The sequence below is a fragment of the Symbioplanes lichenis genome, from assembly GCF_030709675.1.
Classification (GTDB): domain Bacteria; phylum Actinomycetota; class Actinomycetes; order Mycobacteriales; family Micromonosporaceae; genus Actinoplanes; species Actinoplanes lichenis.
Window position 1 is genome coordinate 77758 of the sequence record NZ_JAUZQD010000003.1, and the last position, 15542, is coordinate 93299.

At 72.8% G+C, this 15542-nt stretch carries 14 protein-coding genes; 10 read left to right on the plus strand and 4 right to left on the minus strand.

Annotated elements, in window-relative coordinates; translation table 11 throughout:
- Positions 1-15: 15 nt before the first annotated feature.
- Positions 16-387 (minus strand): DUF4267 domain-containing protein, encoded by a 372-nt coding sequence (locus tag RAN62_RS07605; protein WP_305783784.1) that lies wholly within the window; start codon positions 385-387, stop codon positions 16-18.
- A 76-nt stretch (positions 388-463) separates the two neighbouring features.
- Positions 464-1309 carry a helix-turn-helix domain-containing protein gene (locus RAN62_RS07610; protein WP_305783785.1) on the minus strand — a complete coding sequence of 282 codons (846 nt, stop codon included), beginning with the start codon at positions 1307-1309 and terminating at the stop codon, positions 464-466.
- A 103-nt stretch (positions 1310-1412) separates the two neighbouring features.
- Here RAN62_RS07610 and RAN62_RS07615 point away from each other — a divergent pair, with 103 nt between their 5' ends.
- The 5 genes from RAN62_RS07615 (at position 1413) to RAN62_RS07635 (ending at position 7407) form a co-directional block, all read left to right on the plus strand.
- The gene (locus tag RAN62_RS07615; RefSeq protein ID WP_305783786.1) at positions 1413-2333 is read left to right on the plus strand and encodes a hypothetical protein; all 921 of its coding nucleotides are present in this window, start codon (positions 1413-1415) and stop codon (positions 2331-2333) included.
- Positions 2330-3157: an aldo/keto reductase gene (locus RAN62_RS07620; RefSeq protein ID WP_305783787.1), complete on the plus strand. Its 828-nt coding sequence runs from the start codon at positions 2330-2332 to the stop codon at positions 3155-3157. Before RAN62_RS07615 ends, RAN62_RS07620 begins: the two co-directional genes overlap by 4 nt.
- A 143-nt stretch (positions 3158-3300) precedes the next feature.
- Positions 3301-5550, plus strand: a complete 2250-nt coding sequence (locus RAN62_RS07625) for a putative bifunctional diguanylate cyclase/phosphodiesterase (protein ID WP_305783788.1) — start codon at positions 3301-3303, stop codon at positions 5548-5550.
- A gap of 162 nt (positions 5551-5712) precedes the next feature.
- A complete protein-coding gene (locus RAN62_RS07630; protein ID WP_305783789.1) occupies positions 5713-6561 on the plus strand; it encodes an LLM class flavin-dependent oxidoreductase in 849 nt (282 codons plus the stop codon).
- 42 nt (positions 6562-6603) lie between these two features.
- Complete coding sequence (locus tag RAN62_RS07635) at positions 6604-7407, plus strand: inositol monophosphatase family protein (RefSeq protein WP_305783790.1); 804 nt, start codon at positions 6604-6606, stop codon at positions 7405-7407.
- A gap of 17 nt (positions 7408-7424) precedes the next feature.
- On the opposite strand, the gene RAN62_RS07640 is transcribed toward RAN62_RS07635, so the two are convergent.
- Together RAN62_RS07640 and RAN62_RS07645 are read right to left on the minus strand one after the other, a co-directional pair.
- Positions 7425-8576: an FAD-dependent monooxygenase gene (locus RAN62_RS07640; RefSeq protein ID WP_305783791.1), complete on the minus strand. Its 1152-nt coding sequence runs from the start codon at positions 8574-8576 to the stop codon at positions 7425-7427.
- 48 nt (positions 8577-8624) lie between these two features.
- Positions 8625-9419: a helix-turn-helix transcriptional regulator gene (locus RAN62_RS07645; RefSeq protein ID WP_305783792.1), complete on the minus strand. Its 795-nt coding sequence runs from the start codon at positions 9417-9419 to the stop codon at positions 8625-8627.
- Positions 9420-9511: 92 nt separating this feature from the next.
- Here RAN62_RS07645 and RAN62_RS07650 point away from each other — a divergent pair, with 92 nt between their 5' ends.
- The 5 genes from RAN62_RS07650 (at position 9512) to RAN62_RS07670 (ending at position 15540) form a co-directional block, all read left to right on the plus strand.
- A complete protein-coding gene (locus RAN62_RS07650) occupies positions 9512-10066 on the plus strand; it encodes a helix-turn-helix domain-containing protein (RefSeq protein WP_305783793.1) in 555 nt (184 codons plus the stop codon).
- Between the two features lie 134 nt (positions 10067-10200).
- Positions 10201-12393, plus strand: coding sequence for an MMPL family transporter (locus tag RAN62_RS07655; RefSeq protein ID WP_305783794.1), 2193 nt, complete (start codon positions 10201-10203; stop codon positions 12391-12393).
- Between the two features lie 9 nt (positions 12394-12402).
- Complete coding sequence (locus RAN62_RS07660) at positions 12403-13086, plus strand: response regulator transcription factor (RefSeq protein WP_305783795.1); 684 nt, start codon at positions 12403-12405, stop codon at positions 13084-13086.
- On the plus strand, positions 13083-14522 hold the full coding sequence (locus tag RAN62_RS07665; RefSeq protein WP_305783796.1) for a sensor histidine kinase: 1440 nt from the start codon (positions 13083-13085) through the stop codon (positions 14520-14522). The genes RAN62_RS07660 and RAN62_RS07665 overlap by 4 nt, the downstream gene beginning before the upstream one ends.
- Positions 14515-15540, plus strand: coding sequence for an NAD(P)-dependent alcohol dehydrogenase (locus RAN62_RS07670; RefSeq protein ID WP_305783797.1), 1026 nt, complete (start codon positions 14515-14517; stop codon positions 15538-15540). Before RAN62_RS07665 ends, RAN62_RS07670 begins: the two co-directional genes overlap by 8 nt.
- Positions 15541-15542 lie beyond the last annotated feature (2 nt).

Sequence of the window (15542 nt, forward strand, 5' to 3'; positions counted from 1 at the left end):
AAGAGTGAGTCGTTTTCAAAGAGTGAGGAGCAGGACGGCGTCGAGGAGGAGGACGGCCGCGGTGGCCAGGTGGACGCCGTAGGCGGTGGCCTTGGGGCCGTGGTGGCGCAGGACGATCAGCATGTCGCCCACCGGGATGATGGCGCCGATGAGCATGTACCAGCCGGCGGCCTCCGGGGTGGTGAAGGCGAGCAGGGCCGCGCCGAGCAGGGCGAGGGTCGAGTCGCGCAGGCCCTTGATGGTCAGGTAGGCGGGGTCGCCGCCGGGGCGGGCGGGGACGCCGTAGCCGGTCGCGGCGACCGTCGGGGCCAGGAGGAAGCGGATGCCGATGGCGGCGACGAGGGCGACGATCACGACGGCGAGGCCGTAGGCGGACCAGGTGTGCATGGCGCATCTCCGTTTTTCTAGCAGCGCTAGGAACGGAGACCACGCTAGCAGAGCGGTGGCATGTTTGCTAGCGGTGCTAGAAAGTGCGGAGAAGGGTGAGGGCCTCGGCCGAGGACGTGCCGGGCTCCGCCGTCATCGTGACGAGGACCTGACCGGATTCGCCGGGGACGCGGAGGGACTGCTGGGTGACGGTCAGCTCGCCGACCAGGGGATGGGCCAGGTCGAAGACGTCGCGGGCGCAGGACTGGACGATGTGGCCGGCCCAGAGGGTGGCGAAGTCGGGGCTCTCGATGGCGAGCTCGCCGACGAGACCGGCCAGGGCGGCGTCGCCCCGGTGGCGGGCGGTCATGATCCGGAGGTTGCCGACCACGGCGCGGGCCTTGCTGTCCCAGTTGCGATAGAGGGCGCGGGTGTGGGCGTCGAGGAAGACCATGCGCGACATGTTCGGGCGGGTGCGCGGGTCGTCGGGCGACGCGGGGTCGAGGTGGCCGGCGAGGAGCGCGTGGCCCGCTCGGTTCCAGGCAAGGACGTCGTTGCGACGACCCACGACCAGGGCGGGGACGTCGGTCATGGCGGTCAGGAGCGTACGCAGATCGGGGTCGCACTCCTCCACCGGCGGCGCCGGCGGGGCCGATCGGTGGCCGGCCGACGCGGACAGGTCGTGCAGGTGCTCGCGCTCGGGCGTGGTCAGGCGCATCGCGGTCGCGATCGCGTCGAGGACCTCGGGGGAGGCGCCCTGCGACTGACCCTGCTCGATGCGCGTGTAATAGCCGGCGCTCACCCCGGCCAGCAGGGCGAGCTCCTCGCGGCGCAGCCCAGGCACCCGGCGCCGGTCGCCGTAGCGGGGCAGACCCACGTCCTCCGGGCGCAGCCGGGCCCGCCGGGCCTGCAGAAACTCGCCGAGCGGCGACCTGACGTCCATGGTCGCCAAGTATGCGCGGGACCGGTGGCCGTAGCCTGCCCCTGACAGGTGCACCCACAAGCGGGTCTGGCTGGCGGCTCCCCGGCGCCGCAGGCTCGTCGGCATGATCCTCACCAAAATCGCCGCGGCCGTGCTGGCCGTCGGCACGCTGCTGCCCACGACGGCCGGCGCCGCCGCGCGGGCGGACATCCTGGTGCACCTCGACCTCGCCGCCGGGCAGATGCCCGAGAACGTCGTCCCGGACCGCGACGGCAGCGTCGACGTCACGTTCGCCGGGGCGCGGCAGGTCGCGCGCATCGACGCGTACGGGAAAATCAGCGTGCTCGCCACGCTGCCGGCGCCCGCGGACCCGGCGGCCGTCACGCCACTGCTCGGCTTTCCGCTGACCACCGGGCTGGTCCGCGACGGGCGCACCTTCTATGTGCTCTATGCCACCGGGTCGGCCCGGGAGACCGGCCTCTGGACCTTCACCGAGGGGCGGGCGCCGCGCAAGCTCGCCGGCCTGCCCGCCGACGGCCTGCCCAACGGGCTCACCCGGGACCCCGCGACCGGCACCATGTACGTGACCGATTCCGCCCGGGGCGCCGTCTACTCCGTCACTGCCCGGGGCCGGGTCCGCGTGTTCAGCACCGACGCGGCGCTGGCGTCCACCGGCTTCTTCGGCGCCAACGGGGCCAAGGTGCGCGCCGGACACCTGTACGTGTCGAACCTCGACCAGGGCACGGTGGTGCGTACACCCCTGAGCGGCCGCCGGGCCGGGGTTTTCACGACGGTCGCCACGGGCCTGACCGGCATCGACGACTTCGACTTCACCGGCCGGGGCGAGCAGATCGTCGCGGCCCTCGTCACCGAGAACAAGGTGGTGCTGACCGACGGCACCACGGTGCTGACCGCGGCCGACGGACTGTCCAATCCCACGTCGGTGCTGGTCCGGGGCGGCCGGGCGTACGTGCCGAGTGCCGCCTACACCACCCAGAAGGACCCCAACCTGCTCGTCGTACGCCTGGGAGGAACCCACCGATGACCACCTTCACCCTCGGCGGCGACCTGACCGTCAACCGCCTCGGCTACGGCACGATGCAGCTCCTCGGCGCCGGCTACTGGGGCGAGCCGCGCGACCGGGCCCAGGCCGTCGCCGTGCTGCGCCGGGCCGTCGAGCTCGGCGTGACGTTCATCGACACGGCGGACGCGTACGGGCCGTTCGTCGCCGAGGACCTGATCCGCGAGGCGCTGCACCCGTACCGGGACGATGTGGTGATCGCCACCAAGGGCGGTGTGCTGCGGACCGGGCCGGACGAGTGGCCGCCGCTGGGCCGCCCCGAGTATCTGCGCCAGGCCCTCGAGATGTCGTTGCGCCGGCTCGGCGTCGAGCGCATCGACCTCTACCAGCTGCACCGCGTCGACCCGCGGGTGCCGCTGGAGGACAGCGTCGGCGAGCTGGCTCAGCTGCGGCAGGAGGGCAAGATCCGGCACATCGGCCTGTCCGAGGTCAGCGTCGCGCAGATCAAGGCCGCGCAGGCGATCGCGCCGATCGTGTCGGTGCAGAACCTCTACAACGTGGCCAACCGGGCCGCGCAGGACGTGCTCGACCACGCGCGGGAGCAGGGGATGGCCTTCATCCCGTGGTTCCCGATGGCGACCGGCGAGCTCGCCCGGACCGGCGGTGTGTTGGACGCGGTGGCCCGGCGGCACGGCGCGACCCCGGCGCAGATCGCGCTGGCGTGGCTGCTGCGGCAGGGACCGAACGTCCTCCCGATCCCGGGCACCGCGAGCATCGCCCACCTGGAGGAGAACGTCGCTGCGCTGCGCTGGGCCGCTGTCGAGGAGGTGACCCAGGCGCTCGACTGACGGCACGGCCGTGGGCAGCTCGCACGAGGTGCCGCAGGACCAGCCGGACCTCGTGCTGCGGGAGATCGAGAAGCGGGTGGCGCCCCGGACTTCGTGATCCGTAACGGCTCACGATCGTCCCGGTCGCGCCGAACAGGGGGGTGATGTTGACCTGGTTCCGGACCGGCCGGGCGGCCGCCGCGAGTGTGCTCGCCTGCGCGGTCCTGCTCGTCGTGCAACAGGCCTGGTACTTCGGCGAGTGGGGTGGCGCCGCGGTCAGCACCTTCGTGACCGACGCCTCGTACGTGCCGCAGGCGCTGGTCTTCACCGTGCTGGCCGCCCGGGTGGCGGTGTCGAGGCGGCAGGAGCCCCGGACCCGGCGCGCCTGGCAGGTGATCACCGTCGCGTTCGCCTGTCAGCTGGTGGCCCACTGCTCCTGGTTCGTCCAGAGCCAGATCCTGCACTCCACCGGCTACCCGTCGACCGCCGACTACTGGTTCCTGCTCTTCTCGCCGTTCATGTTCGCCGGGCTGCTGATGCTGCCCGGCCAGTACCGGCGCCGCCGGGACCGGCAGAAGCTCGCACTGGACGCGCTGATCGTCGGCGCCGGGGGCTTCATCGCCATCTGGTACCTGCTGCTCGGCCCGATCCTCAACGCGCCGGGGATGACGTCGTGGGAGCGCTCGTTCACGGCCGCGCTGCCGATCGGCGACCTGCTGCTCGTCCTGGCCATGTCGACCGCCCTGCTGCGGCGGCACCAGCCCGAGGCGCCCGCCCCGATCCGGCTGCTCGCCGGGGCGATCGCGCTGACCGTGACGGCCGATGTCTCGTACAGCTGGATCCAGCTGCACGGCGGCTTCACCGGCGGCTCGTGGCCGGACCTGTTGTGGCTGGCGGGCTGCTTCCTGCTGGTGGTGGCGGCCGATCAGCAGTATCGCCGGCCGCGGCACCCCGCGCCGCGCCGCCAGGATCGCAACGCGGTCGCCATTTTCCCGTACGTGGCCAGCGTCGCCGCCTACCTCCTGCTCGCCGAGCGGTCGTCCCACCTGCCGCTCAACCCGTACGGCGGAATGATCCTGGGTTCGGCTGTGCTCACCCTGCTGGTCATGGCCCGTCAGCTGCACGCCCTGCGCGACAACCGGGAGATGGCGGTCACCGACGGGCTGACCGGGCTGGCCAACCGCACCCTGGTCGGCGAGCGCCTGGAACAGCTCGCGGCCCAGCCGATCCGCCCGGGCCGGCACGCCGCGGTCATGCTCATCGACCTCGACCGGTTCAAGCCGGTCAACGACACGTTCGGCCACGAGGCGGGCGACGCCGTGCTGATCGCCGCGGCCGACGCCCTGCGCGGCGTGATCCGGGCCGGCGACCTGGCCGGCCGGCTCGGCGGCGACGAGTTCACCGTCCTGCTGCAGGACCTGCCGTCCCGGGAGGCCGCGGGCGCCGTCGCCACCCGCCTGCTGGAAGCGCTGCGCACGCCCGTGATCTTCGGCGAGCACGTGCTCATGGTCGAGGCGAGCATCGGCGTGGTGGTCCGCGACGACCCGGCCGCGTCCGGCGAGACCCTGCTGCAACAGGCCGACACCGCCCTGTACGCGGCGAAGCGCGCCGGCCGCGGCCGCTTCGAGTACTACTCGACCGTCATGGACACCAAGGCGCGCGAGGCCGAGCTGCGCCACGCGGTCGCCCACGACGAGCTGGTGGTCCACTTCCAGCCCATCGTCGCCCTGGCCACCGGTGAGCTGCGGGCGGTCGAGGCCCTGGTCCGCTGGAACCACCCGGTCCGCGGGCTGCTGGGCCCGGGCGAGTTCATCGACCTGGCCGAGGAGACCGGCGCCGTCGTGCCACTGGGCGCGTGGGTGCTGCGCGCGGCCTGCCGGGAGGTGTCGGGCTGGCCTGCCGGCTCGCTGCGGCTCTCGGTGAATCTGTCGCCGAAGCAGGTCGCCCAGGCCGACCTGGTGGAGACCGTCGAAACCATCCTGGCCGAGACCGGCTTCCCGGCCGACCGGCTCACGCTCGAGATCACCGAGAGCGTCATCCTGCAGCCCGACCCGCTCATCATCGGCCGCCTGGAAGCGCTGCGCGACCTCGGCATCCAGCTGGCGGTCGACGACTTCGGGACCGGTTACTCGGCCCTGAGCTACCTGCGCCGGCTGCCGGTCACCACGCTGAAGATCGACCGGTCCTTCGTGACCGGCATCGCCGACGACGCCGAGGCCCGCTCGGTGTGCGAGGCGGTCGTCCACCTCGGCGACGCCTTCCGGATGACCGTCGTCGCCGAGGGCATCGAGACGGCCGACCAGGCGGCCGCCCTCATCGACATGGGCTGCACGGTCGGCCAGGGCTTCCTCTTCCACCGCCCGCTTCCGCCGGGGGACGCCGAGGCGCTGGTCCGTGGCCTGGAGCACGTCTAGCGGATCACGACGGCCTGCGCCGGGCCCAGCTTCCGCCTCGCCGCGCGGTCAGACCGCCCGGATACAAAACCGGTATCCGGACGATCTGCCCACTTGCGAGACGAAACCTGGACTCCGGCTCGGCGACGCCGTGATCCGCCAGACGCGCTCTAGAGTTCACCCATGATGCGGTACGCGGTCAATCTGCCCGTGATCGGTGAGTACGCCGACCCGCGCACGCTGGTGAGCCTGGCCCGCGACGCCGAGGAAGCCGGCTGGGACGCCGTGTTCGTGTGGGACTCCCTCGTCTTCGACACCCGCACCGCGCCGCCCGTCACCGACCCGTGGGTCGTGCTCTCCGCCATCGCCGCCACGACCTCGCGCGTCAGGATCGGCACCATGGTCGCCCAGCTCGCCCGCCGCCGCCCCTGGAAGATCGCCCGCGAGATCGTCGCCCTCGACCACCTCTCGGGTGGCCGCATGATCCTGGGCGCCGGCCTCGGCTTCTCCGGCGAGGCCGAGTTCGAGCAGTTCGGCGAGGACGGCAACGCCCGGGTCCGGGCCGACAAGCTCGACGAGTGCCTGACCATCGTGCGCGGCCTCTGCACGGGCGAGCCCTTCGCCTTCACCGGCAAGCACTACACCGTGAAGGAGACCACCTTCCGGCCGCGCCCGGTGCAGGACCCGATCCCGGTGTGGGTGGCCGGGTACTGGCCGAACAAGCGACCCTTCCGCCGCGCCGCCCGCTGGGAGGGCGCCGCCCCGGCCGAGATGGACATCCGCGACGACGGCTTCTCCATCCTGCCCTCCTCGCCCGACTCCGCCCGCACGATGATCGACTACATCAACCAGCACCGCACGAGCTCCGGCCCGTACGACGTCATCGTGAGCCGCGTGCTGCCGCCGGACCCCGCACCCCTGATCGCCGAGTACGAAGCGGCCGGCGTGACCTGGATCCTGCGCGACATGCTGCCGTGGGAGACGCCGCCGGCCGAAGCGACCCGCATCGTGCGCGCGGGCCCGCTCGGCTGACAGCCTCCGGCGGTCCGTGCGGTGGGCATCTATGGTCTCCGCATGTCGATCAGCGATCAGGACTTGGTCATCGAAGCGGCGGAAGCCGGTGCCGCGGTCGTCCGCTCACACTACGGATCGGCGCTGACCCACTTCCCGAAGGACGCCGGTGACTTCGCCACCACGGCCGACGTCGAGGCGGAGCAGGCCATCGTCGATGTCTTGCGCGGGGCGCGGCCGGAGGATCCCGTCCTGGGCGAGGAAGGCGGGCGCACGGGCCGTGGCGCGACCGATCGGCTGTGGTTGGTCGACCCGCTGTGCGGAACGTTGAACTACGCCGTGCGAAACATGCTGGCCTCGGTGAATGTGGCGCTGCGAACAGGCGCGCGAACCACGGTGGCCGCCTCCGCGGACCCGTTCACGAACGAGGTGTTCTGGACCGGCGGCGCCGCCGCGTACGTGCGTCGCGGTGGAGCGGACGAGCGACTCACCCCCTCGGCCGGCTCGAAGCTGGTCGACGTCAACCTCGACCCGCCGTTCCCCAACCACGCGGTCTTCTCGGCGGCCCGGATGCTCGCCGACGAGGGATTCATCGGACAGTTCCGCCCCCGGGTCGTCTCCACCACGCTGGCCGTGGCCTGGGTCGCCGCCGGCCGCCGCGCCGCCTACGTCACCGACGGCCACCTGCGCGACAGCGTGCACTTCGCGGCCGGAATCGCCCTCTGCCAGGCGGCCGGTTGTGTCGTCACCGGGATCGACGGCGGGCCGATCCACGCCGGAGCCGGCGGTCTCGTGGCGGCCGCGGACGAGCGGACCCACGCCGCCCTGCTGACCCTGATCGCCGGCCAGCGCTCACGACAGGATTGATCCGGGTCTCCGGGGCGCTACTGGTCGTCGAGGTCGGGGCCGGGGGCTGCCTTGCCGCCGGCGCGCAGGGCGAGGGCCCGGCCCACCCGGTTGCCCAGGATCAAGTCGCGCAGGCGGAGGCGGAGACGGCCGGCGGGGGCCAGGAGCTCGGCGGGGGAGGAGCCACCCTGAGTGCGGGCCGCGTACGGGCGGATGATCTGTTCGTAGCGCGCGAAGGCCTGGGCATGGTCGGGGGTGCGCGTCAGCTCACGAGCCAGCACGTAGGCGGCGACCACGGCGAGTCCGGTGCCGGTGCCGCTGAGGGTGGCTCCGCAGGCGGCGTCGCCCAGCAGTGCGATGCGGCCGGTCGACCAGGTGGGGACGGCGACGCGGGCGACCTGGTCGAAGTAGACGTCGGTGGCCTCGGGGAAGGCGGCGAGCATGGTGGGAACTTCCCAGCCCTGGCCGGCGTAGACCTGTTCGAGGCGGCGGTGGCGGTCGGCCCGGCCGACGTGTGGGGACGGGTCGGCGAAGAGGGCGTAGGCGTCGGCGCGGGCCGGGTTGCGGGCGGCGGCGGAGAGGCCGGCGAGGGTGCCCGGGCGGTTGTGCAGGTGGATCTCGCCCTTGAGGTCCCAGGCGTTGGGGAGATCCCAGCCGGCGACCTGGTAGCCGAGGTAGGTGACGCATTCCTCCTCGGGGGCGAACGCCAGGCCGCGTACGACGGAATGCATCCCGTCCGCGCCGATGACCAGGTCGAAACTCTGGTCCGGGGCGTCCCGGAAGGACACCCGCACGCTGCCGGCCGTCTGGTGCAGGGCGGTGATCGTGTCGCCGTAGCGGTACTCGACCGTGCTGCCCCGGTCGTGCAGCAGCTCGGACAGTTCGGCGCGGGGCAGTTCGAGGTCGCCGCCGGTGAACTCGGGCGGCAGGGTGAACAGGGTGCGGCCGGTCTCGTCGACGAAGCGGCTGGTCCGGCCGCCGGTGGCCCGGGCGCGGAGGTCCGGCAGCAGGCCCATGCGGTCGAGCACGGTCAGATGCGCCGGCCCGCTGAAGTCGATGGCATAGCCGCCGGTGCGCCGGGCCGGGGCGATCTCGACGACGGTGACGTCGAAGCCGGCCCGCGCGAGCAGCATCGCCAGGGCGGGCCCGGCGACGCTCGCCCCGGAAATCAGGACTGATCTGGTGGTCACCGGCCGAAGTGTGGGCCCCGGGCCGGCCCCGCAGCCACTGATGGATGATCAGAGGCTGCCCGGCGCGGCCCGGAAGACGGCCAGCCGCTGCCCCGGCCGGTGCCCGGGCACGACGGCGCACTCCAGCTCGACGAGCCCCCGCCGGTGCAGCACCAGTTTCGAGCCGGCGCGCAGCGTCGCCACCTCGTAGTGGCCCCACAGCTCGTCGAACTCGGCGCTGGCCGCGCGCATCCCGCGGACGAAGGCAGCGTCGTCCGGGCCGCCGCGGAGCGAGGCGCGCAGATCCGCCACGTACGCCGCGCTGGTCAGCTGTTGATCTTCTCTGCGCACGAGCGCGTCGCGCCAGGGCCGGTCGGTGAACCACCGCCGCACGATGTTGCCCGGGCCGCCGTGGAACCGGCCGAAGACGGCGACGCTCAGCTCGTTCTCCGCCAGGACGTCGCCGACCTCGTTGCAGATCATGCCGGCGGTCGTGCCCGACAGCGAGGCCAAGGTGGTACGCAACCCCGCGTCGACCCCGGCGGCCGACGTGACCTCCACCGGCAGCGCGAGCCCGGCCAGCGTGTAGAGATGCGTGGTCTCGTCGGGAGACAGCCGCAGCGCCCGGGCCAGCGAGGCGATCACCGCGTCCGAGGGCTGTGGACCCCGCGCCTGCTCCAGCTGCTCGTAGTAGTTCGCCGACATGGCCGCGAGCGCGGCGACCTCCTCCCGGCGCAGCCCCGGGGTGCGGCGCTGAGCCGGCGCCGAGGGCGGCGGAGCGATCCCCGCCCGTCGCCGGCGCAGGAAGACGGCGAGTCCCGCCCGATCGATCCGGCGGTTCGCGGACGACGCTACTCCAGCCATGCCGCGACCCTAGCCGCCCCGGTCAGGCCCGGGCCCGGGCCCCGGCGCCCCGGCGGGTTGCGAATCCTGGTGCGGATCGGGAACCTGGGCCCATGATCGACGCGGATGTCGGGGCTCGGCTGCGGGCGCTGCGCAAGGGCCGGGGGTTGCGGCTGGCCGAGGTCGCCGGGCTGACCGGGCTGGCGACGAGCACCCTGTCCCGCCTGGAGAACGGGCTCATGCGGCCCACGCTGGCCCAGATGGTGCCGCTGGCCCGGGCCTACGACGTGAGCCTGGACACCCTGGTGGGCTTTGCCGGCAAGACGGAGCGGCCGCCGGTGATCCGCCGCCACGGTGCCGAGTTCCACCCGCTTGCGCGGCAGGCGGGCGGGATCCAGGCGTACAAGCTGGTGTCGCCCGCGCGCACGACGCTGCCGGCGCCGGATCCGCGCCGGCATGAGGGACACCAATGGGTGTACGTCCTGAGCGGCCGGCTCCGCGTCGTCGTGGGTGACCGTGACGTGGTGCTGACGCGGGGTGAGGCCACGGAGTTCGACACCGCGCTGCCGCACTGGATGGGGCACGCCGATCACGAGCCGGTCGAGCTGCTGGTCATGTACGGACCCCAGGGTGAACGCGCTCGCATGATCGGCCTCGCCGGAGGTTGACAGCCGGCGCTCGCCGTCGCAATACTCACACCGTCCAGACCGTCAAGGAATCGTCAAGATCGGCGACGGCTGGCCGTCAAGGTGGAGCACGAGGCTGAGCAGGTCCGCAACTCCTGTCTCGGAAAGGCAGTCTCGTGGCCAGATTCCTCTACCGGCTCGGTGCCCTCGCGGCCAAGCGCCGGCTCGTGTTCTTCGGCGCGTCGCTGGCCGTCCTGGTGGCGACGCTCGTCGCGATGGTCCTCTACGGCGGCTCGTTCTCGCCCGGCCAGGCGATCCCGGGCGCGCCGGCCCAGGTCGCCCTCGAGAAGGTCGAGCAGCACTTCCCGGAGCGGCGCGGCGTCGAGGGCACCGTGCTCTTCGTCGCCCCCAACGGCGGCCAGGTCAAGGACGCGCCGGTCGTCCAGCAGATGCGGGCGGTGACGGAGCGGATCAAGACCGTGCACCCGGTCGCCGATGTCAGCGACCCGCTGGAGGACGTCTCCGAGGACGGCCGGATAGCGGTCGCCGCCATCAGTTTCGACCTGCCGCCGGACACCGAGGTGGAGCCCGAGCTGCAGGCGGCCGTACGGGCGACCGGCGGCACGTACAACGACGCCCTCGGTGACCACGGCGGCCGCGTGATGTTCGGCGGTGACGCCTTCGAGGAGGAGCTCGAGCCGTTCGGCGTGCCCGAGGCGATCGGTATCGGTGTGGCGCTGCTGGTCCTGCTGGTGACCTTCGGCTCGGTCCTCGCGGCCGGCATCCCGCTGCTCACGGCGGCCCTCGGCGTCGGGGGCACGGCCGCCGGCACGCTGCTGGTCGCCAACCTCTTCGACGTCTCGCAGCACGCGCTGACCCTGGCGATCATGCTGGGCCTGGCCGTCGGCATCGACTACGCCCTGCTCATCGTCTCGCGGCACCGGGCCCAGCTCACCCGGGGCATGGGCATCCGGGAGTCGATCGCCCTCTCCATCGCCACCGCGGGCAGCGCGGTCGTCTTCGCCGGCCTCACGGTCGTCATCGCCCTCGCCGGCCTGACCCTGGCCGGGGTGCCGCTGCTCACCTCGATGGGCGTGGCCGCCGCCGGGGCCGTCGCGATCGCCGTCCTCTTCGCGCTCACGATGCTGCCCGCCCTCATGGCCCTGGCCGGGGAGCGGCTGCGGCCCAAGCCGGACTCCCGCGCCGCCCGCCGCGAGCTCGACCCCCGCAAGCGCGGCCTGGCCGCCCGCTGGGTCGGCGGTGTCATCAAGCACCCCCGCAAGATCGTGGTCGCGGTCGTGCTCGGGCTGGGTGTGCTCGCCGTGCCGGCCGCACAGCTGGAGCTGGCCCTCAACGACAACGGCTCCGCCGCCCAGGGCTCCGAGCCGCGGCAGGTCTACGACCTCCTGGCCGGCGCCTACGGCCCGGGCGTCAACGGTCCGCTGGTGGTGGTCGTCGAGGGCGCCGGGAGCGAGGCCACCGCGAAGACGGTCATGGACAAGGTGGAGACCATGTCCGGGGTGGCCGAGGTCAACGGGCCCATCCTGACCGAGGACGAGCAGGCCGCGCTGATCCGGATCGTGCCCACCACCGGACCGCGCGACAGCGCCACGGCCGAGCTGGCCGACGACGTCCGCGCCCAGCTCAAGCCGATCGGCAACCAAAGCGGCACCTACGTCGAACTGACCGGTCTCACCGTCGTCAGCCTCGACGCCGTCGAGCAGATCGACAACGCCATGCTGCCCTTCGCCGTCGTGGTCGTCGGCCTCTCCCTGCTCCTGCTGCTGCTCGCCTTCCGGTCCTGGACGGTCCCGCTCAAGGCCACCGCGGGCTTCCTGCTCTCCGTCGGCGCGGCGTTCGGCGCCATGGTGGCGGTCTTCCAGTGGGGCTGGCTGGCCGGCCCGCTCGGCGTACCCCTGGTGGGCCCGGTCCCGAGCTTCGCGCCCATCATCGTGATGGCGGTGCTCTTCGGCCTGGCCATGGACTACGAGGTCTTCCTGGTCTCCGCGATGCGCGAGCACTACGCGCAGCACGGCGACGCCTCCGAGGCGATCCTGGCCGGCAGCCGGGCCGCCGGGCGGGTGGTCGTGGCGGCGGCGGTCATCATGATCACGGTGTTCGCGAGCTTCATGTTCTCCCACGACCCCAACGTGATGCCGATCGCCCTGGCCCTGACCTTCGGGGTGCTCGTCGACGCGTTCATCGTGCGGCTCACGCTCGTACCGGCGGTGCTGAAGCTCCTGGGTGACCGCGCCTGGCGGCTGCCGCGCTGGCTGGACCGGATCGTGCCCAAGGTGGACATCGAGGGCCACCAGGTGGCGGAGACCAAGGAGCCCGTCGTCCGCGAGCCCGAGCCCGAGCTGGTCTGAGAGGACATCATGGACCGCGTACTCGTCGTCGACGACGATCCCGGCATCCGGGGCCTGCTGACCTCCGCCCTGCGGTTCGCCGGCTACGAGGTGGACGTGGCAGCCGACATCCCCGAGGCGCTGCACGCCGTACGCACCGCCCTGCCGGACGTGATCGTGCTGGACGTGATGCTGCCGGGCGGCACCGGGTTCGACGTCCTCGCCCTGGTTCGCTCGCAGTCGATCGGGGTGCCGGTGCTGTTCCTCACCGCGCGCGACGCCGTCGAGGACCGGGTGCGCGGCCTGCAGCTGGGCGGCGACGACTACGTGGTCAAGCCGTTCAGTGTCGTGGAGATCGGGGCCCGGATCGAGGCACTGCTGCGCCGCTCGCGCGGCACGGCGGTGCCCGCCGGGTCGGCCCTGAGCTTCCGCGACCTGTCCGTGGACCCGCAGCGCCACGAGGTGCGCCGCGGCGATCGGCTCGTCAAGCTCTCCCCGACGGAGTTCAAGCTGCTGCACCTGCTCATCACCCGGCCCGGGCAGGTGCTGTCCAAGGCGCAGATCCTCGAGCAGGTCTGGCAGTACGACTTCGGCGGCGCCTCGGTCGTCGTCGAGCGCTTCATCTCGAACCTGCGCCGCAAGGTCGACGAGGGACACGAGCCGCTGATCCAGACCGTGCGCGGGGTCGGCTACACCCTCCGGTACGAGCCGTGAGGCGCTGGCAGTCCGGCATCCGGGGCCGGCTGCTCGCGGGCTTCCTGATGCTCTTCGTCCTGGCCCTCGCCGCCAGCGGGATCATCACCGGCCTGCTGGTCGACGACTACATCAACGAGCGGTCGGTCACCAAGCTCCGCGACGACGAGCAGCGGATCACCGCCCTGGTCCGCTCGGGCCCGCAGACCATCAACGCGGACCAGTTCGAGACCATGCTCGGGCCGCCGCTGGGCATCATGGGCCAGGACGCGAGCCTCGACATCCTCTTCGCGATCGGGTCCAGCGCCGGCCGCGAGTACGAGCTCGCCCGGCTGGCGGCCACCGCGAGCCCGGGGCAGATCCTCAAGACCAGCGACGACGTCGTCGCCGTGCTCATACCCACCCCGGGCATGCGGATGACCTACGACGACCGGGACCCCGACGACGTCGCCCGGCTGATCCTGGTCAACGACGCCCAGGTCGACCGGCGGACCATCCTCGGCTACGCCGGCAGCATGGCGGTGATCGCGTCCGTCGCCGTCGTCGTGCTGATGGGGCTGGGGGTGCTGGTCCTCCACATCGGGCTCAAGCCGCTGGCGGACATGGCCCAGGCCGCCGACGCCATCGCCGAGGGCTCGCGGGACGAGCGGCTGCCCGTCACCGACCGGCACGCCGAGACCGACGTGCTGGCGGCGGCGGTCAACCGGGCCTTCGACGCCCAGGCCCGGGCCGAGGACCGGGCGCGGACCTTCGCCGCCGACGCGTCGCACGAGCTGCGGACCCCGCTGGCCACCATCTCGGGCTGGCTCGAGCTCTCCCGGCAGGGCTCGCTCACCGGCCCGGACCTGGAACAGGCCGTCGCCCGCATCGAGGACGAGGTGGGCCGCATCCGGCTCCTGGTGGACGAGCTGGGCCTGCTGGCCCGCCTCGACACCGGCCGGCCGCTCGACAGCCGGCCGCTCGACCTGGCCGAACTCGCCGACAGCGTCGTGGAGGACGCCCGCGTGATCTATCCCGATCTCTCCGTCCAGCTGCAGGCGCCCCCGGGTGGCCTGCCCGTGCTCGGCGACGCCGCCCGGCTGCAACAGGTCCTGCGCAACCTGGTCGGCAACGCCGTCCAGCACAACCCCCCAGGAACGAAGATCCGATTGACCCTGTACGCCGACCACGGCGACGCCCGCGCCGACGTCACCGACGACGGGGCCGGCATCCCCGCCGCCGATCTGCCCCGCCTCTTCGACCGCTTCTGGCGGGCCGAGGCCAGCCGCAGCCGCGACTACGGCGGCTCGGGCCTCGGCCTCGCCATCGTCCAGGCGATCGTCCGCGCCCACGGCGGCCGGGTCACCGTCGCCTCCGAGGCCGGTCACGGCACCACTGTCAGCCTGCACCTGCCCGCCGCCCCGGGAGAGCTTGCGGTGGAGTGCACTCCAGCGAATAACGTCCCGAATCATGCGTAAGACAACAGGTATGGCCCTGCTGCGCCCGGGCGGGCCCTGGGAACCGTTCTCCTTCGAGCGCCGGGACCTGCGCGCCGACGACGTCGCGGTGCGCGTCACGTGGTGCGGGGTGTGCCACTCGGACCTGCACGCCGCGGAGGCGCTGACCGAGGGCGCGCCGCCGCTGGTCCCGGGGCACGAGTTCGTGGGCGAGGTCGCCGCGGTCGGACCGGACGTGACGTCCTTCCGGGTGGGCGACGCGGTCGCCGTCGGCAACATCGTCGACTCGTGCGGGGCGTGCGCCGCGTGCCGGGCGGGGGAGGAAGTCTTCTGCGCCGAGTTCCCGGCCCTGACCTACGGCGGGGCGGAGAACACCTTCGGGGGGTACGCGCAGGAGTACGTCGTACGCGAGGGATTTGTCTATGCTCTTCCGCCCGGTCTCGACCCGGCGGGCGTGGCGCCGCTGATGTGCGCGGGGGCGACGGTCTTCGGGGCGTTGCGGACGTGGGACGTCGGGCCGGGCCAGGTCGTCGGGATCGTGGGGCTGGGCGGGCTCGGGCACCTCGCGGTGAAGTTCGCCAAGGCCCTCGGCGCCCGCGTCGTGGTCTTCACCACCTCGCCGGACAAGCAGGGCCCGGCCCTCATGCTCGGCGCCGACGAGACGGTCGTGTCCTCGGGCGCCGTGGCGATGGCCTCGCAGGCCGGCCGGTTCGACTTCATCCTCGACACCGCGTCGGGGAAGCACGATCCGACCCCGTACCTGCGGACTCTGAAGATCGACGGCACCCTGTGCATGCTCGGCACGCCGGACCGCTACGAGCCCGAGTCCATGGTCATGGCCATGGGCCGCCGCCGGCTGGCCGCCTCCGCGGGCGCCGGTCGCCCCCGGGTGCGCGAGATGCTCGACTTCGCCGCCCGCCACGGCATCACGGCCGACGTCGAGAAGCTCCCGGCCACCGAGGCCGGCACCGCCCTGGCCCGGCTGGCGGCCAACGACGTGCGGTGGCGGTTCGTCCTCGACCTGCGGGAGCTGGGCTGAGC